At 38.4% G+C, this 25,977-nt stretch carries 26 protein-coding genes; 18 read left to right on the top strand and 8 right to left on the bottom strand.

Annotation, left to right across the window (positions count from 1 at the left end; translation table 11 throughout):
• Positions 1 to 107: 107 nt before the first annotated feature.
• Entirely contained in the window at positions 108 to 431 is a 324-nt protein-coding gene (locus V7077_RS15115; protein WP_335503239.1) for a YfhH family protein, read from the top strand.
• Between the two features lie 156 nt (positions 432 to 587).
• On the opposite strand, the gene V7077_RS15110 is transcribed toward V7077_RS15115, so the two are convergent.
• Entirely contained in the window at positions 588 to 767 is a 180-nt protein-coding gene (locus V7077_RS15110) for a small, acid-soluble spore protein K (protein WP_160725438.1), read from the bottom strand.
• Positions 768 to 895: 128 nt separating this feature from the next.
• Between V7077_RS15110 and V7077_RS15105 the strand changes: the two genes are divergently transcribed.
• Entirely contained in the window at positions 896 to 1,147 is a 252-nt protein-coding gene (locus tag V7077_RS15105; RefSeq protein ID WP_335503237.1) for a YfhJ family protein, read from the top strand.
• A 26-nt stretch (positions 1,148 to 1,173) separates the two neighbouring features.
• On the opposite strand, the gene V7077_RS15100 is transcribed toward V7077_RS15105, so the two are convergent.
• Positions 1,174 to 2,154 (bottom strand): metal-dependent hydrolase, encoded by a 981-nt coding sequence (locus V7077_RS15100; RefSeq protein ID WP_335503235.1) that lies wholly within the window; start codon positions 2,152 to 2,154, stop codon positions 1,174 to 1,176.
• Between the two features lie 155 nt (positions 2,155 to 2,309).
• On the opposite strand from V7077_RS15100, the gene mutY reads away from it, so the two are divergent.
• Positions 2,310 to 3,410, top strand: coding sequence for an A/G-specific adenine glycosylase (gene mutY / locus V7077_RS15095; protein ID WP_335503233.1), 1,101 nt, complete (start codon positions 2,310 to 2,312; stop codon positions 3,408 to 3,410).
• 36 nt (positions 3,411 to 3,446) lie between these two features.
• Here the strand turns inward: mutY and V7077_RS15090 are convergent, their stop codons facing one another.
• A complete protein-coding gene (locus V7077_RS15090) occupies positions 3,447 to 3,671 on the bottom strand; it encodes a hypothetical protein (RefSeq protein ID WP_335503230.1) in 225 nt (74 codons plus the stop codon).
• A gap of 139 nt (positions 3,672 to 3,810) precedes the next feature.
• On the opposite strand from V7077_RS15090, the gene fabL reads away from it, so the two are divergent.
• The 5 genes from fabL to V7077_RS15065 all read left to right on the top strand — a co-directional run bounded on the left by fabL (position 3,811) and on the right by V7077_RS15065 (position 8,263).
• Positions 3,811 to 4,560 (top strand): enoyl-[acyl-carrier-protein] reductase FabL, encoded by a 750-nt coding sequence (fabL, locus tag V7077_RS15085; protein WP_335503227.1) that lies wholly within the window; start codon positions 3,811 to 3,813, stop codon positions 4,558 to 4,560.
• Positions 4,561 to 4,645: 85 nt separating this feature from the next.
• On the top strand, positions 4,646 to 4,945 hold the full coding sequence (locus tag V7077_RS15080) for a gamma-type small acid-soluble spore protein (RefSeq protein WP_335503224.1): 300 nt from the start codon (positions 4,646 to 4,648) through the stop codon (positions 4,943 to 4,945).
• A gap of 467 nt (positions 4,946 to 5,412) precedes the next feature.
• Positions 5,413 to 5,670 carry a YgaB family protein gene (locus V7077_RS15075; protein ID WP_335503222.1) on the top strand — a complete coding sequence of 86 codons (258 nt, stop codon included), beginning with the start codon at positions 5,413 to 5,415 and terminating at the stop codon, positions 5,668 to 5,670.
• A gap of 192 nt (positions 5,671 to 5,862) precedes the next feature.
• Positions 5,863 to 6,393 (top strand): nucleoside tri-diphosphate phosphatase, encoded by a 531-nt coding sequence (gene ntdP / locus V7077_RS15070; RefSeq protein WP_101647593.1) that lies wholly within the window; start codon positions 5,863 to 5,865, stop codon positions 6,391 to 6,393.
• An 82-nt stretch (positions 6,394 to 6,475) separates the two neighbouring features.
• A complete protein-coding gene (locus V7077_RS15065) occupies positions 6,476 to 8,263 on the top strand; it encodes an ABC transporter ATP-binding protein (RefSeq protein WP_335503219.1) in 1,788 nt (595 codons plus the stop codon).
• A gap of 41 nt (positions 8,264 to 8,304) precedes the next feature.
• On the opposite strand, the gene V7077_RS15060 is transcribed toward V7077_RS15065, so the two are convergent.
• The 3 genes from V7077_RS15060 to V7077_RS15050 all read right to left on the bottom strand — a co-directional run bounded on the left by V7077_RS15060 (position 8,305) and on the right by V7077_RS15050 (position 15,635).
• A complete protein-coding gene (locus tag V7077_RS15060) occupies positions 8,305 to 9,378 on the bottom strand; it encodes an FUSC family protein (RefSeq protein ID WP_335503216.1) in 1,074 nt (357 codons plus the stop codon).
• Positions 9,379 to 9,554: 176 nt separating this feature from the next.
• Entirely contained in the window at positions 9,555 to 14,024 is a 4,470-nt protein-coding gene (locus V7077_RS15055; RefSeq protein ID WP_335503213.1) for a glutamate synthase-related protein, read from the bottom strand.
• A gap of 315 nt (positions 14,025 to 14,339) precedes the next feature.
• Positions 14,340 to 15,635, bottom strand: coding sequence for a glutamate-1-semialdehyde 2,1-aminomutase (locus tag V7077_RS15050; protein ID WP_335503210.1), 1,296 nt, complete (start codon positions 15,633 to 15,635; stop codon positions 14,340 to 14,342).
• Positions 15,636 to 15,797: 162 nt separating this feature from the next.
• Here V7077_RS15050 and V7077_RS15045 point away from each other — a divergent pair, with 162 nt between their 5' ends.
• The 6 genes from V7077_RS15045 (at position 15,798) to V7077_RS15020 (ending at position 20,455) form a co-directional block, all read left to right on the top strand.
• Positions 15,798 to 16,814 (top strand): ABC transporter ATP-binding protein, encoded by a 1,017-nt coding sequence (locus V7077_RS15045; protein WP_335503207.1) that lies wholly within the window; start codon positions 15,798 to 15,800, stop codon positions 16,812 to 16,814.
• Entirely contained in the window at positions 16,807 to 17,598 is a 792-nt protein-coding gene (locus tag V7077_RS15040) for an ABC transporter permease (protein ID WP_335503204.1), read from the top strand. The genes V7077_RS15045 and V7077_RS15040 overlap by 8 nt, the downstream gene beginning before the upstream one ends.
• Positions 17,599 to 17,601: 3 nt before the next feature.
• On the top strand, positions 17,602 to 18,387 hold the full coding sequence (locus tag V7077_RS15035; protein ID WP_335503201.1) for an ABC transporter permease: 786 nt from the start codon (positions 17,602 to 17,604) through the stop codon (positions 18,385 to 18,387).
• A 155-nt stretch (positions 18,388 to 18,542) separates the two neighbouring features.
• Positions 18,543 to 18,890, top strand: a complete 348-nt coding sequence (locus V7077_RS15030; protein WP_335503198.1) for a potassium channel family protein — start codon at positions 18,543 to 18,545, stop codon at positions 18,888 to 18,890.
• A 110-nt stretch (positions 18,891 to 19,000) separates the two neighbouring features.
• Positions 19,001 to 19,471 (top strand): thioredoxin-dependent thiol peroxidase, encoded by a 471-nt coding sequence (gene bcp / locus V7077_RS15025; protein ID WP_335503195.1) that lies wholly within the window; start codon positions 19,001 to 19,003, stop codon positions 19,469 to 19,471.
• 129 nt (positions 19,472 to 19,600) lie between these two features.
• On the top strand, positions 19,601 to 20,455 hold the full coding sequence (locus tag V7077_RS15020) for a manganese catalase family protein (protein ID WP_335503193.1): 855 nt from the start codon (positions 19,601 to 19,603) through the stop codon (positions 20,453 to 20,455).
• 43 nt (positions 20,456 to 20,498) lie between these two features.
• Here V7077_RS15020 and V7077_RS15015 read toward each other — a convergent pair whose 3' ends face one another.
• Positions 20,499 to 22,172, bottom strand: coding sequence for a ribonuclease J (locus V7077_RS15015; protein ID WP_335503190.1), 1,674 nt, complete (start codon positions 22,170 to 22,172; stop codon positions 20,499 to 20,501).
• 168 nt (positions 22,173 to 22,340) lie between these two features.
• Here V7077_RS15015 and V7077_RS15010 point away from each other — a divergent pair, with 168 nt between their 5' ends.
• The 3 genes from V7077_RS15010 to perR all read left to right on the top strand — a co-directional run bounded on the left by V7077_RS15010 (position 22,341) and on the right by perR (position 24,337).
• Positions 22,341 to 22,973 carry a LysE family transporter gene (locus V7077_RS15010; protein WP_335503187.1) on the top strand — a complete coding sequence of 211 codons (633 nt, stop codon included), beginning with the start codon at positions 22,341 to 22,343 and terminating at the stop codon, positions 22,971 to 22,973.
• A 265-nt stretch (positions 22,974 to 23,238) separates the two neighbouring features.
• A complete protein-coding gene (locus V7077_RS15005) occupies positions 23,239 to 23,793 on the top strand; it encodes a cob(I)yrinic acid a,c-diamide adenosyltransferase (RefSeq protein ID WP_335503184.1) in 555 nt (184 codons plus the stop codon).
• Positions 23,794 to 23,899: 106 nt separating this feature from the next.
• Positions 23,900 to 24,337: a peroxide-responsive transcriptional repressor PerR gene (gene perR, locus V7077_RS15000; RefSeq protein WP_335503182.1), complete on the top strand. Its 438-nt coding sequence runs from the start codon at positions 23,900 to 23,902 to the stop codon at positions 24,335 to 24,337.
• 82 nt (positions 24,338 to 24,419) lie between these two features.
• Here perR and V7077_RS14995 read toward each other — a convergent pair whose 3' ends face one another.
• The gene (locus V7077_RS14995) at positions 24,420 to 24,773 is read right to left on the bottom strand and encodes a YgzB family protein (protein WP_335503511.1); all 354 of its coding nucleotides are present in this window, start codon (positions 24,771 to 24,773) and stop codon (positions 24,420 to 24,422) included.
• A gap of 142 nt (positions 24,774 to 24,915) precedes the next feature.
• Here V7077_RS14995 and V7077_RS14990 point away from each other — a divergent pair, with 142 nt between their 5' ends.
• Entirely contained in the window at positions 24,916 to 25,779 is an 864-nt protein-coding gene (locus V7077_RS14990) for a nucleotidyltransferase-like protein (protein ID WP_335503180.1), read from the top strand.
• Positions 25,780 to 25,977: the final 198 nt, after the last annotated feature.

The following is a 25,977-nucleotide window of genomic DNA, read 5'->3' as shown; positions in this document are numbered from 1 at the left end:
GGACAGTTCAAGGTGAATTTTGATGCTTGTTGTCCGAATGAGACCTAGTAAAGACGAATTGTAAAGATTTTATATACTGAAATAAAAAAAAAGGAGAGTGGTCTTACATGCAGCAGGAGCAACGCTATAGTGAAATGAATGAATATGAACTAAGACAAGAGATTGCCAATCTTAAGGAAAAGGCAAAAAAAGCGGAGCAAATGGGTATGGTTAATGAATTTGCTGTTCTTGAAAGAAAAGTACAAATGGCACGAGCTTATATGATGGACCCCGCCGCGTTTTTACCAGGGGAAATTTATCAAATTGAAGGGGACCCTGGACAGTATTTTAAGATTGATTATATGAACGGTGTTTTTGCATGGGGTTACCGTTTAAAAGGTAACGGTAAAGAAGAAGCTTTGCCTATCTCGGTATTAACGCCCTTAAAGTAAAACAAACCAGAGTATACTTCTGGTTTGTCCTTTTATACTTTGCGAATTGGCAAGCTCGAAGAGGATCTAGGCCAATCCGTCAAGAAGGCTAAAAAAAGCCTTCTCGACAGCTTGACTTCAGCCTTTACCCCTGGTCAAAGGCGCTTTCGCTCTTCACTACTTCCAGACTGCTTGCGGTGATTCGTCATCGCGTTCCCCGGAAGCACGCATGCGTTCTTGCGGATGAGTATTAATGCTGCCGTCAGCTCTTGTGGAAGCATATTCCGCTTTAGCGCGCGGTTCTCCCTCAAGTTTGTTATTATTTTGATTTGGGAAATTCGTTGCCTTATTTCTCATGATTTACCTCCAATTAGGGAATGAGAAAAACGTGAAAAGCATCATATTCAAAGTGCTAACCACGTAACGTTAGTATGGCTTATTGCTTGAAGGATATGTTATAAGAAAATGGTAATGAGGTGTTGTAGATGAATGAATACCATGGAAGACTTATTAAGTTGCTAATGGATAAAAACGGACAGTTAAGTTATGATCAGGCCCGGACATGGGTGGAGTTATTATGGGATGATTTTGAAACCTCATACGCGAAGGCGGGATGGGAATACAAGGGCAGTGAGATGGCAGACAGGATTGTTACCCAATGGATTCAAAACTACGGTGACAAGCTTCACGAGTTTGTTGCAACAAATCCTAAATATAAAAAATTTCTTACACAATAAAAAGAAGGGCATAATGTTAGCCCTTCTTAACTGGGAATGATACTCAATTTCTTTCGTAATTTCTTCTCACTAAACACCCAGCCCGTATAAGAGCTAATTGGTTGTAAATCTAAGTCTAATTGAACAACCGCAACAAACGGGTAGTGACCATTGCTTCGATAACGTAAGTCAATAAATCGGACTTCATAAAAATTGCTATATTCATCAACCTCCCATCGATAGACAGGGGAGAATGATAAAAAGGCTGACAGGTTTTTATCTTTCTTCGCCGCTTCAATTACAGGGGTATTAGGAACAGGGACTCGGATAAACCGGTCAAGGATTTCGACATGTTGATTTACCGATCTCCCCACAAAAAATTCTTTCTTATTCATTGCTGCAATTCTCCATTGATGAAATCGCATGGTTGGTGCAATAATCACTTCAGTGGCGTCTGGAATTAGATTTTTTACATCCTTTAAGACTTTCATCTTCGCTAAAAATCTCCGAATGTAGTATGCGAGAATGACAGCATACATAATTAAAAAGGTAACTCCTGGTTTTGCTCCTAATATCCAAATAAATATACCGATAACATGAATAGCAAAAATAATGGGATCAAATGTATTAATGACTCCGAGCGCTACCCATTTAGAAGAGAAGGGTCTAAGGGCTTGGGTCCCATAGGCATTAAATATATCAACAAAAACATGGATAAAAACAGCAGCAAAAGTCCAGGCCCACAAATGCAATAAATTTGCACCTGAGAAAAATGGATAGATAACCGCTGTAATAAGGAGCGGCCATAAAATAACTGCAGGAATGGAGTGGGTAACTCCACGATGATTTCGAATATAGATGGCATTGTTTCTTAGTTTTAATACTGTGTCAATATCTGGTATTTGTGAACCTGCAATGGTCCCAATTAATACACTTACAGCCGTAGCATGACTGCCGGCAACTACTGGGTCAAGCGTTGCTAGACCACCTAAAGCAATACCCATTACTACATGAGTTCCAGTATCCAACAGGAAATTCCTCCTTTAAAATAATCTTGTCAAAAAAGGTAAATTAGCTTATCGTTAATAAATGGACTTTAAAAATTGTCCAGCCAGCGCAATAGCGCTTTTCTTTTTATTTTCCCTTTTTTCGAGGTGTTTAACAATCTGGAGGAACAAAAGTTATGATTATTGAACATGAAAATTCTGAAAAAATCAATATAAATGCCTTTCAAAATGACTTAATTACCTGGTTTAAAAGGGAACAACGTGATTTGCCGTGGCGAAAAGATCAGGACCCTTATAAAGTTTGGGTTTCAGAAATAATGCTTCAGCAAACAAGAGTTGATACAGTAATCCCTTATTTCAATCGTTTTATTGAATGGTTTCCGACAATTGATGCATTGGCTGATGCGGATGAAGACAAAGTGCTTAAAGCATGGGAAGGTCTCGGCTACTATTCTCGGGTGCGAAATCTTCAATCTGCGGTAAAGGAAGTAAGAGAGAAATATAATGGAGAAGTGCCAAGTACACCAGAGGAAATCGCTGAACTAAAGGGAGTAGGGCCTTATACGGCTGGTGCGATTTTAAGTATTGCATATGGTATTCCTGAGCCTGCTGTCGATGGAAATGTGATGAGAGTATTGTCTCGGATTCTTTCGATTTGGGATGATATTGCAAAACCATCTTCAAGGAAAGTTTTTGAAAAGGCAGTCCGAGCATTAATTTCACATGATGATCCATCGGCATTTAACCAGGCATTGATGGAGCTTGGTGCATTAATTTGCACCCCTACATCGCCATCTTGCCTATTATGCCCCGTTCGAGAGCATTGCCAAGCTTTTTCCGAAGGCGTACATGAAGAGCTTCCAGTTAAAACTAAAAAAACAAAAACAAGGAATGTTCAACTTGCGGCTGCAGTTCTATCAAACGCAGAAGGAAAAATCCTTATCCATAAGCGGCCTTCAAGCGGATTGCTTGCAAATTTGTGGGAATTTCCAAGTGTTGAGCTGCATCATAGCCTGCAAAATGAACGGGAACAGATTGTTAACCTATTTAATCAAGAGCTGCAGTTAGAGCCATCTCTCGAAAAAATTATTGGTCAAATCGATCATGTTTTTTCCCATTTAGTATGGAACATCATGGTTTATACAGGGACACTTTCCGAAGATTTTCAGGAAAGTGAGGAATGGAGGCTTGTCTCCTTTGAACAAATGGAGGAATATGCCTTTCCTGTGTCCTATCAAAAAATTTACCAAATGTACCTAAATTCCATAGAGGAATAAACGCTGCTTCATGCGTTTATTCCTCTTTTAAGTATATTAATCATATACCGTTTTAGTTCCATGGGTATAATCAGCTTCTTGGCGTTTCAACCCGCCGCGGTTTTCAATCTCCTCAATAATTTCTCGATGAATCGTCTGCCCCTCACTGTTAAGATAGGGTGCGATTTGTTGAAATGAATGATGATAAAAAGCTAACTCACTATCCTTCCAATCGGTTTTTTCCATCATTGAAAGTTCTGTCATATCCCGGCCTACATACATAACTTTAAACTCCTCCCTAACTTGTCTTTCATTTTAGTGTTTTATATTAATTGTCTTCTATTCATGGAAAAGATAAAATGAATAGAAAAGTGAAGCGTTTCAAGCTTTCTAAAAAATTACATAGAAGGGATTTTTTTATATGACACAAAAAGTTGCACTTATTACGGGAAGCAGTAGAGGGATAGGAAAGGCAACGGCCCTTCGCTTAGCAGAAGCGGGCTACGATATTGTAATTAACTATGCACGTAGTAAAAAGTCTGCCTTAGAGGTTGCGGAAAAGATTGAAGCGATGGGCAGAAAAGTATTGGTGGTTAAAGCCAATGTAGGTGACGTTGCTAAGATAAAAGATATGTTTGCGCAAATCGATCAAGAATTTGGTCGTTTAGATATCTTTGTAAATAATGCAGCTTCGGGTGTTCAGCGTCCAGTAATGGAATTGGAAGAATCTCACTGGGATTGGACGTTAAATATCAATAGTAAGGCACTCTTATTTTGTGCCCAGGAAGCAGCAAAATTAATGGAAAGAAACGGCGGAGGAAAAATTGTCAGCATTAGCTCACTCGGATCCATTCGTTATTTAGAAAATTATACGGTTGTAGGTGTGTCTAAGGCAGCCCTTGAAGCGTTAACCCGCTATTTAGCAGTAGAATTAGCACAAAAAAATATCATTGTTAATGCCGTATCTGGCGGTGCAGTGGATACCGAAGCATTAAAACACTTTCCTAATAGAGAAGAGCTTCTTCAAGAGGCTAAGGAAAAAACGCCTGCAGGTAAGATGGTGGAAATTGATGATATCGTTAATAGTGTCATGTTCCTTTTATCCGAAGAATCCAGTATGATCAGAGGACAAACGATTATTGTAGATGGTGGTATTTCATTACTCGTTTAAATTATTTTTAAATAATTTTTTAAGTAAACTTTTTTGGATATTCTCCACGGAGGCGGGACATATTAATTTCGTGGAGGTGATATCAATGGCAAACTTCAATCAACAGCCAAACAAAACTTCAGCAGGAACTAACATCCAGGAAGTAAGACAACAAAACGCTCAATCAGCTGGTGCTGGTTCTGCTGGTTCATTTGGAACTGAATTCGCAAGCGAAACGAATGCTGCAGAAGTAAGAAAGCAAAATGCTCAATCTGCACAAGGCGGTTCTCAAGGTTCATTTGGAACTGAATTCGCAAGCGAAACAAACGCTCAAGAAGTAAGACAACAAAATCAACAAGCTGAATCTCGTAAGAACCAAAATAGCGGTCAATTCGGCCAAAGCTAATCTAAGTTCTTAATAAGAAGGCACTCTTCATTCGTAAGAGTGCCTTCTTTCCTGTTTTTAAGGCGCTACCGTTTTTCTAGTTGTCCAGCTCCAGTGCCTAGGGGCTTCCGCTTTTCTAATTGTCTAGCTTCAGCGCCTAGGGGCTCGGGGTCATAAGCCAATCCGTCAAGAAGGTTAAAGAACAACCTTCTCGCCGGCTCGTCTTATGCCTGTCGCCCCTAATCAAGGGGCTTCCGCTTTTCTAATTGTCTAGCTCCAGCGCCTAGCCCCTCGAGGTCGTAAGCCAAGCCGTCCAAAAGGTTAAAAAGCAACCTTTCGCCGGCTTGGCTTACGCTTGTCGGGGCTGACCAAGGCGCTTCCGCTTTTCGAGGTTCGACAAAACTTCTCTTATGTCTACAGAAAAAGTCAAAGGGAAAATACTGTTGTTCAAGAATACATATAGTAGCTTAAAAAAGGCGGTGAGGGAAATGGATCACTTTAACCGATTAGTTTCCGAACAAATGGCGACCATGGAAAAATTGCTATATCTGCAAGCTGAACTTGAGCGATGCCAGCAAATAGAGGAAGAACTGCAGGCATTACAAAATGCAACCAATCTGGAGAGTGTTCAAAACGATATCCAGGTCATGAAAAAAGAGCTGAAAGAGATACAAATTATTTTTGAAAAGCAAACAGAAGAAGTTATCAATTCCTATCGGGAAATGAATTTAACTCCATCCCTGTAGTTTTTGAACCTAAAACCAGGAAAAATCACACAATTTTTTACAAAGAGCCAGTGAATTCTGGCTCTTTTGTTTTAAATTCTTGTCTTAACCGTTATAATAATAGAAAATAGGAATTTTACTTTGTAACCTTTTGTCGTATGTAAATGGTAAGAGTAGGTTTCAAAGCGTTCAGAAATGAAGGTAGGGGAGAAAATGGTCGTACCCATAGAAGGTGAGCCAATGCAAATACATAGCTATAAACACAATGGGCACATCCATCGCGTCTGGGAAGAAACAACCGTTTTAAAAGGATCGCAAAATTTAGTTATTGGTGGAAATGACCGGACACTTGTAACAGAGTCGGACGGGAGAACATGGATTACGAGAGAGCCAGCAATCTGTTATTTCCATTCACAATACTGGTTTAACGTAATTGGAATGATCCGTGAAGACGGTATTTACTATTATTGTAATATTAGTTCACCTTTTATATTTGATGGTGAAGCACTAAAGTATATTGATTATGACCTCGATATCAAAGTGTATCCTGATATGACCTTTAACTTACTAGACGAAGATGAGTATGAACGGCATCGTCGTGAAATGAACTATCCCGATGTCATTGATAAAATTCTAAAAAGAAATGTAGATAAACTAATTCAATGGATTCGGCAGCGTAACGGCCCTTTTGCACCGGATTTTATTGATATTTGGTATGAACGTTATTTAACTTACAGACGGTAACCAACTGTAAAAGAACCTGTTGTTCCGAGAGCAACAGGTTCTTATCTGTTTAAATATTTTAGATAAAATGGAGGGGGATTGTTTGAGTAGTATTCGCAGATACCTGCAATTTGTTAAACCGTATCGTTTACAAATCTTATGGACGATCATTATCGGTCTTGTGAAATTTTCCATCCCGTTGATTATTCCTATGCTAATCAAATATGTGGTCGATGATATTATTGGGAATCACAGGCTATCCCATGACGAAAAACTTAATAAACTAATGCTCATTTTGGGCATTATGATTGTGGTCTTTGTCATCCTCAGACCACCGATTGAATATTATCGTCAGTACTTTGCTCAATGGACCTCAAGTAAAATTTTATATGATATACGAGATCAGATGTACACCCATATTCAAAAGCTTAGTTTTCGCTATTTTTCAAATAACCGTGCTGGAGAAATCATTTCCCGCGTGATTAATGATGTAGAGCAGACGAAGACTTTCGTTATTTCAGGATTAATGAATCTTTGGCTTGATATTGCCACGATTGTTATCGCCATTATTTTTATGTTTTATATGAACGTTAAATTAACCGTGGTATCCATTTTGTTATTTCCGCTTTATGCCTTTTCTGTACGGTATTTTTTTGGAAACCTTCGGAAATTAACAAGGAATCGCTCACAAGCTTTAGCCGAGGTACAAAGTTATTTGCACGAAAGAGTCCAAGGAATGCCAGTTATTAAAAGCTTTGCAATAGAAAAGTTTGAACAAACTCAGTTTGATAAGCGGAATAAAAACTTTTTAGAAAAAGCCTTACAGCACACAAGCTGGAATGCCAAGTCATTTGCAGTAGTTAACACTATTACTGATATCGCACCATTAATTGTAATTGGATACTCGGCCTATCTAGTGATTGAGCATCAATTGTCACTTGGAACAATGGTCGCTTTTTTTGCCTATATTGATAAACTATATAGTCCCTTAAGAAGACTTGTAAATTCATCAACTACAATCACTCAATCATTTGCTTCAATGGACAGAGTATTTGAATTTCTGGACGAGAAATATGACATAGTGGATAAGCCAGGAGCTCGAGAGTGCACTGACGTAAAAGGCGATATATCCTTCGAACATGTTTCCTTTTCTTATGATAAAGAGGAAGAGATGGTATTAAAAGACATTCATTTAGATGTTAAAAAAGGCGAGACGATTGCACTGGTAGGAATGAGTGGAGGAGGAAAGTCAACCCTCGTTAGTCTTATTCCCCGCTTTTATGATGTAACCAAAGGGAGAATCACTCTAGATGGAGTGGATATCGGTGAATTTAAGGTTCAAACGCTTAGAGATAAAATAGGTGTTGTATTTCAAGATAATATTTTATTTAGTGAATCCGTTAAAGATAATATTTTATTAGGGAAGCCTGGTGCCACTGAAGAAGAAGTGTATCAAGCAGCTATAGCTGCGAACGCTCATGAGTTTATCTTAAACCTATCAGAAGGGTACAACACAAAAGTTGGGGAGCGGGGAGTGAAGCTTTCAGGCGGGCAAAAGCAGCGTGTTGCAATAGCCAGGGTATTTTTAAAAAATCCTCCAATCTTAATTTTAGATGAAGCAACATCAGCATTAGACCTAGAAAGTGAACATCTCATTCAGGGAGCTTTAGAGGAACTGGCAAAGGATAGGACCACCTTTATTGTCGCCCATCGCTTATCGACTATAACTCATGCTAATCGGATCGTCCTAATCGAACATGGTCAAATTGTCGAGATTGGGACTCATGAGGAATTAATGACTAAACAAGGAAATTATTATAAGTTATTTCAGGTTCAGCAGCTTGAAAATAAAGAAAACTCGCTGAATGGAGAGCTTCAGAGGACAAACTAATTAAAGAAGAACCCGAGCAGAAAATGCTTGGGTTCTTTCATTTAATCGTGTGTCTCTTCAACTGACACTTCGTTTTGATGGTAGGAATGAAAGCTGGTTATTAAGGTGTCAAGATGCTCGACCTGTTCTCCGTAATCGATTATTGTTGCGATTATTTGCATGGAATGATATAAGTGCGGACTTTCATAATCATCATTTTCTCTTACATGTTTTAAATAGAAATCGAACAATTCTTTTTTATTGATGTAATTTGTTTCTTTGTCACATGAGGAAGGAATAGGGACTTTACCAATAAAGCGAAGTAAAACTTGTTCATGATGATAAATTAAGCTGTCTAACTGATCTTGAATGCTCTGTTTAAAGCTTTCGGGAAGCTGTAATAGTTCGTTTTCAAAGCGGTGCAGCCTTTTTAAAGTATCCAAGGCTTTTTTTGCTGACAAATTTAATTGTCGATAAATAACCAGCTTTCGAGACCTTTCAAGCTTCACTTTTTTAAAATAGCTGCGCTCCTCTTTATACATCGTGTACAGCTGCTCCATTGCTTGAATGCTCTCTTTAAATGTCTTAATATCTGCTTTAAGTAATTGATGATCATAGTCATGTCTTGTGCTTAACCGAATCCATTTAATAATTTCTTCGGTAGTATTAACAATTTTAAAATAAAGTTTATTTTCATACTTGGGCGGCATGAAGATAAGATTGACTAAAAAAGCTGCAAATACCCCTATCATAATCGTAGAGAAGCGGATACCGGCAAACTGTATAAAATTACCGGTTTGCAATTCCATGATGGAGATTAAGGTAACCAGTGACAAGCCAATTGTATTCTCTAATTTAAGTTTAAGAATTATTAGGATGACGATAATAGCGGCTAATCCAACCACAATAAAGTGATTCCCTAAAAGTAGAACAAAAATGACCGCACACAAAGCCCCGATAATATTTCCTTGAATCTGTTCAATAATGGTCAAATAAGAGCGATATATGGTTGGTTGAATCGCAAAGATGGCAGCAATCCCGGCCATGACAGGGGATGGGGAATGCAGCAGCTGTCCAATGAAAAGGGATAATGCAATGGCTATTCCCGTTTTTAAGATGCGGGCACCTAACTTCATTTATTTAGTTTCCTTTCAAATGTTCGTTTGTCTGTTCAATTGATAACAAATATGTACTATACAATGTTTACCCTATATTATCAAGAGATATTATAACAATTTATATTCAGTTTAGATTAAAAAAATGTAAAAAAACGCCCGCTATCAAAAGCGGACGTTTTTTGCCTAATTAGAAATCATTCTGTTGATACAGATGGATCTGCCTGCTCTTTTACAGGAAGAATTTGTACAAAGTGATTTTCTGGATTTACTAAAAGGCTTCTAAGCTGTTCTGACTCTTCAGTTTGACCATTTTGAGCCAGTAGAGCAGTATATTGACCTAATAGTTCATTAATATCCTTTTTACCCTTTTCATCTAAATTTAGAACAGAAACTTTGGCACCTTTTGCAACACGGCGTTCAATTGCCTCTTTAGTTAGCCCCATTTCAGGCTGCTGACGGACATATACAACACCACCAGTCATACCTGCGCAAATCCATGGACCTGGGTCTCCGAGAACAAGACCGCGGCCATTTGTCATATATTCAAAGGCAAATCCTTTGATATTTGCGTTTGCGCCAATATTTCCAGCTTCGTTTTCTGGGAGAGGCTTCTTTAGAGCACCGCCAATAATTAAATCAGCTCCAGAGAGACGGATTCCTGCACGAGCATCAGCATTTCCTTGAGCAACAAGAAGACCTTTTTGAGCACCGTAACCGAACCCTTTACCAACTGAACCATTGAGATAACGGCCATTTTTACCTTTAGACTTAAGAACGTGGATATTACCGCCGAAGGAAGTTTTTCCAACACCATCTTGACCGCCGCCATTGACAGTAATTTCAATTCCTTCACTATTATAAGCACCTAATCCATTACCAGGGATAGAGCCTTCCTTATACTTAAGCTGAACAGGTGCCAGCTGCTTATAGGAACCATCTAATCTGCCGCGGACGCGGTGGCATGATACCCGGCTGCCTAATACTCTTTGTTCAGATGTTACACTTAAGAACTCACGTGATGAATGAAGTTGATCTACACTTGCATCAAGATATTCCGCACCTGCAGCCACCTGCATTTGAACTTCTTCCATTGATTTTGAAGCTTCAACTTTTGCAAATTGACCAATTTCAAGCGATTTTAACAGGTAAGAAAGGTCTAGTTGATTATCTCCCTTAATCTGTTCTAATAATTCAGAATGGCCGACTGCATCTTGTAAATTTTTAATTCCTAATGAAGCAGCAAGAGCTTTTAATTCGGAACCAAATGCAGTAAAGAGATTCATAATTCCTTGAACGGCTAAATCGAATTGTCTTGGAACAAAACGACGTAGTCCATGGTCTTTTGCTTGTGCTTCTGATTCAATCTGGGTAGCAATCCCAACATGACAAGTATCCAAATGACAGCCGCGGCAAGTTGTACAACCAATTGATAGCATTGCTAATGTACCGAATCCAACACGGTTAGCACCTAAAAGCATAATTTTGATAACATCATTTGCACTCTTCATACCACCATCAGCCCAAATTTCTACTTTTTGGCGAAGTCCACTTTCTAATAGGGCATTGTGAGCTGCTTTTACCCCAATTTCAACTGGTAAACCAACATATTGAAGGGCATGGATTCTAGCCGCACCTGTGCCGCCATCAAAGCCGCTTAGTGTGATGATATCTGCACCAGCTTTGGCAATACCGACTGCAATAGTACCGATGTTTGGTACGACAGGTACCTTAACCGCAATTTTAGCTTGGTCATTGGCTGTTTTTAATTCTAAAATCATTTGTGCCAAATCTTCAATTGAATAGATATCATGGTTATTGGATGGTGAGATTAAATCAGATCCAAGTGTTGCGTTACGTGCGGCAGCAACCTTTGCTGTAACCTTAGATCCAGGTAAGTGTCCGCCTTCACCAGGTTTTGCACCCTGACCAATTTTAATTTCTAATAGGTTTGAAGAGTTTAACAATTCCGCATTTACTCCAAAACGGCCGGAAGCGATTTGCTGTCCTCTTGTTTTAGGATATTTACCTAGCATATCCTTAATTTCGCCGCCTTCACCATTCAAACTCACCATATTCAAACGATCAGCACCTTCGGCATATGCTCTAAAGGCAATTTCGTTTTGCGAGCCAAATGACATGGAAGAAATTAAGAATGGTAGATCATGTTCTCCAACACGAAGATCCACTTCTTCTGGTGATACTTGCTTGCTACTCTTTTTAAGTGATACTAAATGACGAATGGTAGTCGGATTTTGCTCTTCCTGCTCAGTAATTTTATCGCGGTATGCGGTATAGTCACCGGTAGAAGCAACCTCTCCAATGGCTTTCCAAATACGAGGGAAGAGGTGGAACGTTTTGCCGACTCTTTCTTTATCATTCTGGTAATCTGCTGCTCTTTTGATAGAGTCCTGCTTCATTGCTTCGAAATCCATTTTAATTTCATTTGAACCAAAGAAGTTTACGATGTTTAATACTTTAGCAACTTCATCATGTAACCCAATACTTGAGTACAGTCTGCCGTATCCTCGCAGCTCGTGAATTCCAATCGTAGAAATAACCTTTTCTAACCCTTTTGTTAAAGCACTATATAGGTTGATTAACGGCTTTGTTGTTTCATCTTGAACGGTTAAGAACATGTAATATGGGCTAATCAAATCTGCTCCTAAACCGAATACTGTAATAACATCATGAAGTGAGCGAATTGATGCTGAACGTAGTAGTAAAGAACAGTCTCTTCTTAACTCGGCCTTTACTAATGCTTGATCAATCGCAGAAGTTACTAAATGTGAATCAATCCAGTAAGAATCTTCTTGGTGTGCTTTCGCATCATCAAGGATCAGCAATGTTTTGCCAGCTTGAACCGCTTGAACCGCTTCATTTGCCAGTCTTTCTAATGCTTCATCTAATTTTTCGTTTGCAGCAAAGGTAGTTGAAATAAAGGCAGCTAATTTCTGCTCTTGGAAATATTGGGCTAACTGATCAAAGCTTGGCTGTCCTAATTCTTCTGCACAGGTGAAACCGGCTTTTCCTTCCAATAGTAAAGGAGTAGTAAGCTCAATAACTGCATTTGTTTTCTCCGCAGAAAACAAGACTGGCCGTTTCCCAATAATTACACGGGTAGAGAAGTGCTCTGTCTCTCGGTCACGGTCAATAGCAGGGTTCGTTACCACGGCAACACTTTCTTTAATATAATCAGCGATATTAACACGTTCAGGGTTTAGTGCTGCAAGCGGGGCATCATGACCAAGTGAACGAATCGGCTCTACACCTTTTTCTGCCATTTGTTCAATTAGTTGGATATGATCACGTTCCCAGCCAAATGCTTTATATTGTCCATTATGAATTTTATCTGGATAACTCATTGTAACAGTTTTATTTAATGTTGGAGGCTGAAGTCTTACTCTTGAATCACTTAAGCTTAAGCGGTTATTGAAACGGTTAAATACTTCGTTTTGGTAACGATTTTGCTCGTAAACATCTAATGTATCGCCATTCCATTTAAACCCAACCTTCTCACCAGGGGCTAATGGTTTCGGATCATTGACATATTCACTTGAAGGAATAATTCCAGGTTCAGAGGAGAAAAGATAAGAGCTTTCGGTTTCAAGCATCCATAGTGGACGTAATCCTAATGCATCCACACTAAATACAGCCTCATCACCATAGCGGGAGATAATACCTGCTGGTCCTTGAGCAAAATGCCCCCATGCCTCACGAAGATACGTATATAAATCCTGAAGATGTTCAGGATATGCCTTGATTTCGTTAATGATTGGCGGGAACAAAAGATCCATTGTTTCAAATAAAGAATATCCGTGACGAGAGATTAATGTCTCCATCGTACGGCTTAAATCTTGGGAGTCACTTCCGTCTTTAACTAAAGGCACTCCGATCATTCGTGCTTCGTCACGAAGCTTGGCAATTGTATTAATTTCACCATTGTGACCTAGTACACTAAATGGCTGCACTCGGAAAAAGCTTGATAGAGTATTAGTTGAATAACGATTATGTCCTAGTGTCATAGTTGAAGCGACAAGTGGATTCGCTAAGTCATGATAGTAACGAGGCAAAATATCTCCTGCACCCATTACTTTATATACGACATGATTTTGACTAAGTGATGCGACATGAACATGCTCGTTTGTCTCAATGTCAATAAGGGCATCAAAAAGGTTCTTGGTCAGTTCTTGACCCTTTTTTGTAGAAACACAGGCGAATTGCCAGAACACAGGGTTTTCTTGGATGGCAATTGGGCCTAGTGCTGAAGAGTCTGTAACTTTATCTGTTTCAAAAACTAAGGCAAGATCGTATTTTTCTAGCTTTTTTTGTAGTTCTTGTTTGGTAGAATCCCAGTTAACCTGTTGGCTGATGAAAATATGACCTACAGCAAAATCCTCTTGGTCCACAAGGTTTTCCTTAATGCCTGCTGAAGAGAGCTTTTGTTTCCAAAGCTTCGTAGGAATGTCCATATGGATTCCAACACCATCACCTTCGCCGTTAATAAAACCAGCACGATGGTTCATGGTAACAAGGGCTTCTATACAGTCAAAAATATTTTTTCTTGTTGGGATTTTGTTTTTTTCAAGGCAAGCAACAATTCCACAGGCATCATGTTCTTGCTTATGGAAATCTTTAAATAGGGAAGGGGTCCAGTTTTGTGACATTATACTTGGCTTCATCGGATCACCGTTAAAGCCGTTTCACCTCCTATGAAACTTTTGGATTATGAGTCTATTTTTAGAATGAATTAATTAACTTTTTATTTAGGTTAAAGTTAAAGATTCAAAAAAAGAAATAATAAGCTTATATTATCACAAGAATTTTCAGAAATCAAATAAATATACATTATTTTGGATAAAAAAGTGTACTAAAAATTATGCAAATTTAGGAAGAAACAGGTTTATGTAACCGTTTTCATCCATATTTAAAAAATAAAGGGGAGTGTTTTCCACTCCCCTTGGTGCATAAAAAATGTATAATTATTCGGATTTAAGTGAAGAAAATGCATTTCTTACCGCGTGTAATGTAGCTTCAATGTCCTCTTTTGTATGAGCAATGGTTAAAAACCAAGCTTCATACTTTGATGGTGCAAGATTAATACCTTGATGCAGCATCAGTTTAAAAAATTTACCAAACATTTCACCGTCAGTTTTTTCAGCCTGCTCATAGTTTTCAATTATTTCATTTGTAAAATAAACAGTTAGAGCCCCTTTCAAACGATTAATGGTTATCTCAATACCATTTTCCTTAGCAGCATCGATGATTCCTTCTTCGAGCATAGCTCCTAACTGGTCCAAATACTCATAAACTCCGTCTTGTTTTAATACTTCAAGGCAGGCAATACCAGAAAGCATGGAGGCAGGGTTTCCTGCCATCGTACCTGCCTGGTAGGCTGTTCCTAATGGTGCAACCTTTTCCATAATTTCTTTGCGGCCGCCATATGCTCCGATTGGTAGTCCGCCGCCAATAATTTTACCTAACGCGGTTAAATCCGGCTGTACCCCTAATAAATCTTGAGCACCACCATACATAAAACGAAAGGCTGTAATTACTTCATCATAGATAACCAGTGCACCTGCTTCATGGGTGAGGTCATTTACCTGCTGTAAGAAGCCTGGTTTCGGTTCAACAATTCCGAAGTTTCCAACGATTGGTTCCACTAATACAGCGGCAACCTGATCTCCCCATTTTTCTAACGCTTGTTTAAATGGTTCAATATCATTAAATGGAACAGTGATGACTTCTTGGGCAATGCTCTTTGGCACACCTGCTGAATCCGGAGTTCCTAGTGTTGATGGGCCTGAACCTGCGGCAACTAGAACAAGGTCGGAATGTCCATGATAACAACCAGCAAACTTAATAATTTTATCACGACCGGTATGAGCACGGGCAACACGAATGGTGGACATTACGGCTTCTGTCCCGGAGTTAACAAATCGAACTTTATCTAAGGATGGAATGGCTTCCTTTAACATTTTAGCGAATTTGACCTCATGAGGGGTTGGAGTTCCGTATAGAACTCCCGTCTCTGCAGCACGTTTAATCGCTTCGGTTATATGTGGATGGGCATGGCCTGTAATAATAGGGCCATAAGCTGCAAGAAAATCGATATATTGGTTGCCATCAACGTCCCAAAAATAAGCTCCCTGTCCACGTTCCATGACTACAGGGGAACCGCCGCCTACTGCTTTGTAAGACCTTGAAGGGCTGTTAACTCCGCCTACAATGTGTTCTAATGCCTCATTATGTAATCTTTCTGAATTAATAAATCGCACAATCTTTCCTCCTTAATTACGTATCTCTTTATTTTAACACTTTTTAAGTTGACTTCTATCTGTTTTATATTTTCGGAAATTTGTTGTAATTAAGGATAGTTGTTTAAATGAAATTATTTGGCTAAACTTATTATTTAGGGCAATGTGTCAGGAGGAAAATTAATGGAAAATGCAATACAAGTTAAAAATTTACGAAAAGAGTTTAAAGCCTACTCCAGCCGTTCCGGTTTGAAAGGTGCGTTCCGGGATTTATTCACTCGTAATTATAAAGTAGTCCCCGCGGTGAATGATATTAATTTTTCAGTCAGAAAAGGAGAAATGGTGGGGTACATTGGCGAAAATGGTGCGGGGAAATCGACCACTATTAAAATGCTGACGGGAATTCTAACGCCGACATCCGGTGAAATCATTGTAAACGGGATGAATCCACATAAGGAACGGGAACGATTTGTACAAACGATTGGCGTTGTTTTTGGGCAGCGCTCGCAATTATGGTGGGATATAGCTGTGCAAGAGTCATTCCGCCTGTTGAAAAAGGTTTATAAAGTATCCGACGAACAATACGAACAGCATATGAATCATGTTATTAAAACATTGGATATTGAACCACTTTTGGACAAGCCGGTTCGAAAGTTGTCATTAGGTCAAAGAATGCGCTGTGAGCTTGCAGCTGCTTTAATTCATAACCCTCCATTGCTGTTTCTAGATGAACCGACCATCGGGTTAGATGTGCTGGTGAAGCTAAAAATCAGAGAATTTTTAAAGGAAATCAATGAAAAGTATAACACTACCATTCTACTGACAACTCATGACCTATCTGATATTGAGGCATTGTGTGAGCGAGTTGTCATGCTTGATGAAGGAAAAGTAATTTATGATGGCGCTTTGAGGGAACTTAAGGAAAAGTGGGGCGATCAGAAGGAATTGCAATTCCAATTTCTTGAGGCAGTCGACATGCCTGCTGTACAAAGAATCACTAGCGGCCTGCCGGTGGCATGGGAATTAAATCAGAAAGACCAAATCTTTACTGCTACAGTAGAGGATCGAGAAGAATTAATTTCACAGGTAATCGCCCAGGTCGTGGCTTCATTTCAAATTAAAGATGTAAAAATAAACGAAACTTCGACAGAAGAAATCATTCGGAAAATTTATGAAAAGGGTGCTGTGGAAGTTGGATAAATATTTAGAGATGATTAGAATCCGTTTTTTAATGATGCTGGCATATCGCTCTGATTATTACACGGGGATTCTGATTTATAGTATTAATATTGGGGTTTATTATTTTCTTTGGACGGCTATTTATGGCGGGAAAGAACAGATCCAAGGACTTTCGGTTGTCCAAATGACTACGTATGTAGCTGTTTCTTGGATGGCAAGGGCCTTCTATTTTAATAATCTTGACCGTGAAATGGCTCAGGAAATCATGGAAGGGAAAGTTGCGATTGAACTAATCAGACCCTACAACTATTTAGGGATGAAAACGATGCAGGGCTTGGGAGAAGGAATCTTTAGGCTTTTCTTCTTTTCTGCACCTGGCCTTATTATCGTTTATTTTATTTTCCCTATTCAATTCACTTGGGATCTTAGTGTTTGGGGATTGTTCGCGATTTCTATTATATTGAGTTTTTTTATAAATACGGAGCTTAATTTATTAACGGGAATAACCACTTTCTTCTTATATAATAATGCCGGTCTAATTCGTGCAAAACGTGTTGTGATTGATTTGTTTTCCGGTCTTCTACTGCCTATTAGTTTTTTTCCTGGATGGGCACAAACCATAATGGGCTTTTTGCCATTTCAGGGAATTAGTTATACGCCGAGTATGATTTTTACTAAAGGTTTTTCTCATAATCAGGCGTTAGCAGCTATCGGCCAGCAATTTATTTGGGTAATCATCTTACTGCTGCCAATTTATTTACTTTGGCATCTAGCGAAAAAACAGTTGATTATTCAAGGGGGTTAATCTGTGTTTTATTTATCCATGTTTTTTCAATATCTATCACAATATCTGAAAACAAGGTTTCAATACCGTGCGGATGTGTTGGTAGAATTTTTCTCCGATTTACTCTCGCAAGCCATTAATCTTGTCTTCATCTTAGTTGTCTTTGGGCATACTCAATTACTGCATGGATGGACAAGGGATGAAATTATTTTTATCTACGGCTTTTTCTTAGTCCCATATGCGGTTTTTTCAGCCTTTTTTAATATATGGGATTTTAACGAGCGCTACATTGTAAAGGGAGAATTGGACCGAATTTTAACAAGACCAATCCACAGCCTCTTTCAGATTATTCTAGAACGACTTGAACTTGAATCGCTGTTAGGAGCAATAACAGGACTTGTCATCATGTTTTATTCCGGCAGCAGGCTTCATTTAAATATAGATTGGTATGACCCGATCTTGTTTATTATTTTTGTCATAGGTGGAGCACTTGTATATGGTGGCATCTTTATCTTGCTTGCATGTATTAGCTTTTGGGCTGATGCAAGGACGTCCCTGATGCCCATGATGTATAATATCAGCAGTTACGGCAGATATCCGGTAAATATATATAATCAATTAATTCGCTTTGTTTTAACGTGGATATTACCATTTGCGTTTGTGGGTGTGTACCCTGCGGCCTTTTTTCTTGGAAAACAAGAATGGTACTGGTATTCATTTCTAACGCCAGTCATTGGGGTTATTTTCTTTATTCTTTCAATTATGCTCTGGAATCAAGGAGTGAAAAAATATCGAGGTGCAGGGAATTAAGCAGAAAACCATTTCTTTTTTATAAAAATAGAACTATGCCCGGCAATGGATATTTTATTGGTCAAGCCTGCATAGGAATAGAATAACGCGTATTCCTATTAGGGGTGGTTACTCTGTTCTATTTCTTGCTCCCGATTGTTATATTTTGCATTTTTATGAGTCTGCGAACATTATTTATTCCTAACACGCTTAGAGGGAAATTTGCTTCTATTGAGAATTTTTTATATTTAGGAGCTGTCTATTTAACAATCATCCTCGGTTTTGGTATGATCTACATTTTGTTTAACTTAATCGGTATACCGATGTTGCGTGAAGTAAATCATCCTCATCATAATATTTTTGAATCAAGCTTTTATTTCAGTGCGATGACGCTCTTTTCTGTAGGTAATGGAGATGTCCTGCCTCAAGGATTAGGAAGAATGATTGCCGTCATTGAAGCGTTAATTGGTTACACGTTGCCTGCAGCCTTTGTGGCAAGAGTAGTGCTTAATAATGAAAAATAGCTGTTTTGATGGTGTTTAGTTGTGTTATTTAGACAGTTTGGTTACGCTAAGAATATAGAGTGTTTAACCACACATGTACTAGAAATGAACTAAGCAAAGGAAGAAGTTATATGACAATTAAAATTGGAAATCAAGCACCGGATTTTGAATTAAGGGCTACAAATGGGGAAAGTATTAGGTTAGCAAATTTTAGAGGTAAAAATGTCGTCTTGTATTTCTACCCAAAAGATATGACCCCGGGATGCACCACTGAGGCATGTGACTTTCGTGACTACCATCAAAGCTTTACTGATTTAGATTGCGTGATTTTAGGAGTTAGTCCTGACCCTCAAGATAAGCATGAAAAATTCATCGAAAAATATAATCTGCCGTTCCTGCTTTTAGTTGATGAAGAACATAAAGCAGCAGAAATGTATGAGGTTTGGAAGTTAAAGAAAAACTTTGGAAAAGAGTATATGGGAATTGAACGGTCTACATTTGTTATTGATAAGAAAGGTAAGTTAGTAAAAGAGTGGCGCAAAGTAAAGGTTAAAGGACATGTAGAAGAAGCCTTGCAGTATGTAAGGGATAATTTAATCTAATTTCCCCCCCTAAAAAGTTTGATTTGTTTCAGCATTTTTTCGCAAAAAATCCCCTTAATGATTTGGTTAAGCGGTAATAGTTTGGAAATGCTAAACAGGTATTCGAATCAAATTTTAGGGGGTATTATTTTGTACTTTTATAAAGAAGATTTAATAAACATGATTGTCCCGGATAAGCCAGATCCGTCTGCAGCAAAGGTTCTTCAAGAAACTTTAGGCGGAAGATTTGGGGAAATGCGGACGATGATGCAATTCTTTTTTCAAAGTTCAAACTTCCGCGGGAACCAAAAGCAATATCGCGATTTAATTAGAGGTATTTTCCTGGAGGAAATTAGCCACGTCGAGCTTGTCCAAACGACCATCAATCAACTCTTAAATGGCTCTGGAGAAGATGCGGTAGGGGCAGGGGGAAGTACTGGCGCTCCACTTGAAGAGGCAATCAAACACGCAAATCCGCATCACTTTATTATGGGAGCGCAGGCCTCCTTGCCTGTGGATGCTGCTGGTAATCCGTGGAATGGAAACTATGTTTATAGTCATGGGAACTTAATAAGTGATTTATTGGACAATCTGGTGTTGGAATCTACAGGGGTTCTGCAAAAGTCCCGCATTTACGAGATGAGCTCCAATAAGACCTTTAGAGAAACTTTAGCTTTCTTGATTGTCAGAGATAATGCACACCAAAATGCATTTGCCAAGGCGTTAGAAACATTAGGTGTCGATTGGGCAAAAATTTTCCCAGTACCTAATTACGATATTAATAAGTATCCTGAATGTCGTAAATATGTTGAAATGGGTTTCCATAATGCTCAATTCAATTTCAGATTAGATGACACCCTGATAGGCCAAATATTCCAAGGGCAGTCTCCAAGCCGGAATGATGGCACACTTCAAGTTGTACCTCCTCCAAATGGGTATCCAGTTCCGGTTCTGCCGGACATGCCAAACGAACATAGTCCCGGACTACATGACTTAAATAACTAATAAAAAAGGATGTGACACTATTTAAGTGCACATCCTTTTTTTATTAAATTTCAATAATTATTGGAAGAATCATTGGTTTTCGCTTCGTTTGGGTGAATAAATACTGTCCAACGGATTTTTTAATATTTTGTTTCATCACATTCCATTGGCGAATATTTTCAGTTTGCATGTCATTCACTGTCTTTTTAACAAGGCGATTAACCTCTTTAAGGAGCTCATCCGAGTCTCTGGCATATACAAACCCACGAGTAATGGTATCTGGCCCCGAAATAATTTTTCGGTCGCCCTTGCTAATGGTGATAACAATAACGAGCATTCCATCTTCAGATAGCTGTTTTCTGTCCCGTAATACGATATCCCCAACATCCCCTACTCCCATCCCATCTACGTATGTATCTCCAGCTGGAACGGAACGTGTCTGACGGGCAACTCCATTCTTGATATCGACAACCTCTCCATTTTTAATAATAAAGGTTTTGTCTCTTTCCACTCCAATAGATTCAGCTAACATACGGTGATGATGCAGCATGCGGTATTCACCATGAATAGGAATGAAATAGGTCGGTTTCATAAATGTCAGCATAAGCTTAAGGTCTTCCTGATATCCATGACCGGAAACATGCATTCCGGTCGTGCTGCCAGAACCATAAATGACCTTAGCACCAAGCTGAAATAGATTATCAATAATTTTTGAAACATCTTTTTCGTTACCAGGAATCGGGGATGCAGCTAATACCACCGTATCTCCTGGGTAAATCGCGACATCACGGAAGTTTCCACTTGCTAGGCGGGACAAGGCTGCCATTGGCTCTCCTTGACTGCCTGTACAAAGAATGGCTACCTTTTCAGCCGGTAGTTTATCTACTTCACCAGGGTCTATTAACATCCCTTCTGGAACATTTAAATAACCGCGCTCAATGGCAACATCCACAACGTTTACCATACTGCGGCCAAGTAATGCCAGTTTACGATTAGTCCTTAACGCGGATTCAACCACCTGCTGAACCCGATTGACATTTGATGCGAACGTCGAGATAAAGATTTTCCCTCTAGCCTTTATGAAGGCTTCGTCCATGTGGGAACCTACCATCTGTTCAGAAGGTGTTAACCCTTTACGTTCAGCATTGGTACTTTCCGAAATTAAAACTAAGACCCCTTGCTGGCCTATTTCTGCCATTTTATGTATATCGGCATATTGGTTATTGGCCGGTGTTAAATCAAATTTGAAATCACCTGTATGAACCACATTCCCCTCAGGTGTATGAAAGACAATTCCGAGGCAGTCGGGTATGCTATGGCTTACCTTAAAAAAGGAAATTTCAACCTTGCCGAATTCCAATCGTGAATTGGAGTCGATCGTAATAAGTTTAGAATCCCCTCTTAGTCTATGTTCATCAATTTTTAATTCGATTAATCCAAGTGTAAACCGAGTTGCATAAATAGGTACATTTAACTTTCTCAAGAAATAAGGAATACCGCCAATATGGTCTTCATGGCCATGAGTTACAATTAATGCTCTAATTTTGTCCTGATTCTCCTCTAAATAGGTAATGTCAGGAATAATCAAATCAATCCCCAGTAAGCTTTCATCAGGGAACTTACCACCACAATCAATAATAAAAATATCGTCTTCATACTGAACCACATACATGTTTTTTCCGATTTCGTTAATACCGCCAAGAGCAAAAATGGATAACGCGTTTTCAGTGGATTTCATCTTATTTCCTCCAATCGCAACTAAATAATATTATTATTCCTTTCTCTGTTATTTTGATGCAGGGGTAGACGTACATCCATCTTTACGTTCTGCACACTTTTTTGGACATGACTTGGCTAATTCCTTCATAAGTATGTACAAGTTATAAAACAAGAGGTGGTGGTTTTATTGAGCGTTAACATACTAATCAGTTATATCATTCTAGGATTTACCTTAGCAGCTCCGATCGGCCCGGTTAATTCAGCTCGCCTGGATAAAGGGATTAAAAATGGATTTTGGCACGCTTGGATTGTTGGGGTTGGTTCAATGATGGCAGATGGAATTTTCATGCTTTTGGTATACCTAGGGATGGTTCACTTTCTTGGCATCCCTATTGTGCAAATTTTCCTTTGGCTGTTTGGTGGATTTATTCTTATATACTCAGGCTTTGAAAGTATAAAAAATGCCAATACGATCACATTGTCATATAGTCGAAATAAAGAGCCTCTATACAAGTGTTTCTTAACCGGGTTTATATTATCGATTACTAGCCCGTTATCAATCCTTTTTTGGCTTGGGATTTATGGGTCTGTCCTTGCGAAAACAGCCCAAACAAATGGTACAGAGTCACTCTTAATCTATAGCAGTATGATTTTTCTTGGCTTGACTTTTTGGGATCTATTTGTGGCGGCCCTTACAACTGGGTTCCGAAAACTTCTCAGCGCTAAAAGTTTAATCGCCATATCAATTTTTTCTGGTGCATCCTTAGTTGTTTTTGGAATTTACTTCGGATATCAAGGAATCGATGCACTTTGGGGATAGTCATTTACATACTTGAAAGAAAGCCTATTTTCTAAAGAAAAGGCATTTGTCCAATGCAAGAAAAGCGTAATTGAATATCATTCTATTAGGGCATACCTCCTCAGATAAAATTATTTGGGTCCATAGTGACCCTTTTTTTATGTTAATGAATATCTTTGATTACAACTTTTCTAAATATAAGTATAGGTGTTAAGATGAAGAAAATGGCGCAACTCTAATTTACATAAGTAAATAGTAATTATAAATTGATAATGGGGGTAAGCAGATGAAAATCTATACTAAAACAGGTGATAAAGGCACGACTTCCTTGATTTACGGCCAAAGGGTAGCTAAGAATGATATCCGGGTCGAAGCATATGGAACTTGTGATGAAACAAATTCTATGATTGGTCTAGCTTTAAGTTATTTGAAAGGTGAAAATTTCCAAGGGAAAGAAATAATTGAAAATGTATATCATAAAATACAAACAAACCTTTTCCATGTCGGGGCTGAATTGGCTACACCTCAAGGTAAGGAAGTAAAATGGAAGCTTGCAGATTCTGATATAGCACAATTAGAAAAACAAATTGATGATTGGGATATAACCCTGCCAGGACTAACTAATTTTATTCTTCCAGGGGGACATCCCGCAGGGGCTGCTTTCCATGTAGCCCGGACAATCGCACGGAGAGCGGAACGGTGTGCAGTTTCGTTAGGTGAAGAAGTGAATCCATTGGTCTTAGCTTATTTAAACCGCCTTTCAGACCTCTTGTTTGTAACAGCAAGATATGTTAATTATCAATTAGGACAGAATGAACAAACTTTACATGGTAATAGTTAATAACAAGCAGTGTTTATTAGATTACAATATTGACAAACGTACAAAAGACCTAGTAAAATTAATTATAACAATTATAATCTAATAATATCTTTTAGAAAGAAGGTGCATGGCGATGAATCAGTTAAAAGAAGCGTTGGATACCCTGAAGGATACAGGTGTGCGAATTACTCCGCAACGTCATGCGATACTTGAATATTTAATAAACTCCATGTCACATCCTACAGCGGATGAAATTTATAAAGCCCTCGAAGGGAAATTCCCTAATATGAGTGTGGCAACAGTTTACAATAATTTACGGGTATTTCGTGAAGTTGGACTTGTTAAGGAATTAACCTATGGGGATGCATCGGCTCGTTTTGATTTTGTCACTTCCCATCATTATCACGTAATTTGTCAAAGCTGTGGGAAAATAGTTGATTTTCATTATCCAGGTCTCGACGAGGTCGAGCACCTTGCTTCGCATGTAACAGGCTTTAAAGTGGATAACCATCGTATGGAGATTTACGGGTCCTGTCCTGAATGTGCTAGTAAAGAAGTGCATTGATTATTTAATGGTTCTTTTGTCTAAAAAAGAGGATGACTAAAACCTTTTGGTTAAAAACCAATCGGCCTTAGTCATCCTCTTTTTATTCTTCTTTTTTATGATTATAGGATTCATCAAATTGTTTACCTTCAAGACTTTGATCTAATGTTAATGGTTCACGGCAGTGCATACACATATCCACCCGGCCAAGCATTTTAGTAGGTTTGCCACAGCTTGGGCACTTTACTTGAATCGTTTTGGTTGAAAGCATCCCGATCCAAAAATAAACAATCGTACTTGCGATAATAAAAAGTAGCCCTAAAAGCATAAAGATGGTCATAATAATTGGTGAAGTCCGAAAATAAATTCCAATATACATAACAATGAACCCAATAAAGATTAAAGATAATGCAAAAGTGCGTATTTTATTTATTTTACTCGAATATTTTGCCATGATTCTCCCTCCTAGACAAACTATACCATAATTATTTTCGAAGAAAAAATACAAAGAATGTCGAAAATTGTCTTTTGGGAAAGAAGGAAATTAGATTTCACTGTCGAACATATAATTCTACCTGAATAAAATGGAGGAATGATGAATGGAAGACATCCTTCGGCCTATTTATCAAGAAAGGGCGAGTCAATCCAATACACTAGGGGTTTTGTTGGTCGAAAAAAAGCAAAAATCAAGTCATATTACTGATTCGTTTGATGTTATTTTGTTGATAATTGTAAAAGAGGCGGACCAGTCATTATTTATTAAACATTATACCTATGATGACAAAAAGGCTGCAATGCATATCGTGTCAGAATCACAGCTTCAGGAATGGCTTCTTTTGGGGACGAACCGAAAGATATTTGAATGGATCCATGAAGCAAAAATTTTATTTGACAGAAATGAGTATGTTTTAAATTTAAAAACAGAGCTCCGGGACTTTCCTTTCAATGGAAGAAAGGTAAAAATGGGCTTAGAATTTGCTAAATTAATTCGCCGTTATGTAGATGGTAAAGCGTTGTTTGAGAGTGGTCAATTTCTTGATGCATATAACTATGTTGTACATTCCTTACACCATCTAGCTCGATTAGCTGTTATTGAAAATGGTCTGCATCCCGAACTTACGGTTTGGCACCAGGTAAAACAAATAGAGCCGGAAATTTATAAATTGTATGTAGAACTAGTCAATAGCGAAGAGACATTAGAAAAACGACTGGAGCTTTTGTTCTTGGCTAGTGAGTTTCTGATTCACTCCAGAACCAATATTGGAACTGCTCACTTATTAGATGTATTACGTGGCAAGGAATTCTGGCTGTTTAATGAAATTATGAACGAAAAAGACTTAATTCCTTATTCAGTAGATTTAGCTGTACTGATTGAATATCTAATCGAAAAACATTTAATCGAAGTAGTCAATGTAGAAACTAAAGGTAATGGCGTGTTTCATAGATGCTATCGTGTCTCATAATTATTTCAAAAAAATAATAAAAGGTATTGACCTAAATAAAAATACTTGGTATATTAATAACCGTCGCTGCGAAACATTCTTAAAAAGCTTTCGTAAGTGACGGTTATAATTTTTTGAAAAAACGTTGACATCGCAAGTGTGGATGTGGTAAATTAATAAAGTCGCTTGTGAGTGACAATCATTGTTCTTTGAAAACTA

It is taken from the genome of Neobacillus vireti (assembly GCF_036962465.1).
GTDB lineage: Bacteria > Bacillota > Bacilli > Bacillales > Cytobacillaceae > Neobacillus > Neobacillus vireti_B.
The sequence above is the reverse complement of the archived record's forward strand: the minus strand, read 5'-3'. Positions and strand labels throughout refer to the sequence as shown.

Bases quoted from the DNA above. Each gene is read 5' to 3' on its own strand.
- V7077_RS15015 (WP_335503190.1), bottom strand. From the start codon at position 22,172: ATGAAATCCACTGAAAACGCGTTATCCATTTTTGCTCTTGGCGGTATT.
- V7077_RS15055 (WP_335503213.1), bottom strand. From the start codon at position 14,024: ATGTCACAAAACTGGACCCCTTCCCTATTTAAAGATTTCCATAAGCAA.
- V7077_RS15090 (WP_335503230.1), bottom strand. From the start codon at position 3,671: ATGTATGTAGGCCGGGATATGACAGAACTTTCAATGATGGAAAAAACC.
- V7077_RS15115 (WP_335503239.1), top strand. From the start codon at position 108: ATGCAGCAGGAGCAACGCTATAGTGAAATGAATGAATATGAACTAAGA.
- perR (WP_335503182.1), top strand. From the start codon at position 23,900: ATGGCGATGAATCAGTTAAAAGAAGCGTTGGATACCCTGAAGGATACA.
- V7077_RS15080 (WP_335503224.1), top strand. From the start codon at position 4,646: ATGGCAAACTTCAATCAACAGCCAAACAAAACTTCAGCAGGAACTAAC.
- bcp (WP_335503195.1), top strand. From the start codon at position 19,001: ATGACAATTAAAATTGGAAATCAAGCACCGGATTTTGAATTAAGGGCT.
- V7077_RS15110 (WP_160725438.1), bottom strand. From the start codon at position 767: ATGAGAAATAAGGCAACGAATTTCCCAAATCAAAATAATAACAAACTT.
- V7077_RS15075 (WP_335503222.1), top strand. From the start codon at position 5,413: ATGGATCACTTTAACCGATTAGTTTCCGAACAAATGGCGACCATGGAA.
- V7077_RS15060 (WP_335503216.1), bottom strand. From the start codon at position 9,378: ATGAAGTTAGGTGCCCGCATCTTAAAAACGGGAATAGCCATTGCATTA.
- fabL (WP_335503227.1), top strand. From the start codon at position 3,811: ATGACACAAAAAGTTGCACTTATTACGGGAAGCAGTAGAGGGATAGGA.
- V7077_RS15105 (WP_335503237.1), top strand. From the start codon at position 896: ATGAATGAATACCATGGAAGACTTATTAAGTTGCTAATGGATAAAAAC.
- V7077_RS15005 (WP_335503184.1), top strand. From the start codon at position 23,239: ATGAAAATCTATACTAAAACAGGTGATAAAGGCACGACTTCCTTGATT.
- ntdP (WP_101647593.1), top strand. From the start codon at position 5,863: ATGGTCGTACCCATAGAAGGTGAGCCAATGCAAATACATAGCTATAAA.
- V7077_RS14990 (WP_335503180.1), top strand. From the start codon at position 24,916: ATGGAAGACATCCTTCGGCCTATTTATCAAGAAAGGGCGAGTCAATCC.
- V7077_RS15045 (WP_335503207.1), top strand. From the start codon at position 15,798: ATGGAAAATGCAATACAAGTTAAAAATTTACGAAAAGAGTTTAAAGCC.
- mutY (WP_335503233.1), top strand. From the start codon at position 2,310: ATGATTATTGAACATGAAAATTCTGAAAAAATCAATATAAATGCCTTT.
- V7077_RS15030 (WP_335503198.1), top strand. From the start codon at position 18,543: ATGAGTCTGCGAACATTATTTATTCCTAACACGCTTAGAGGGAAATTT.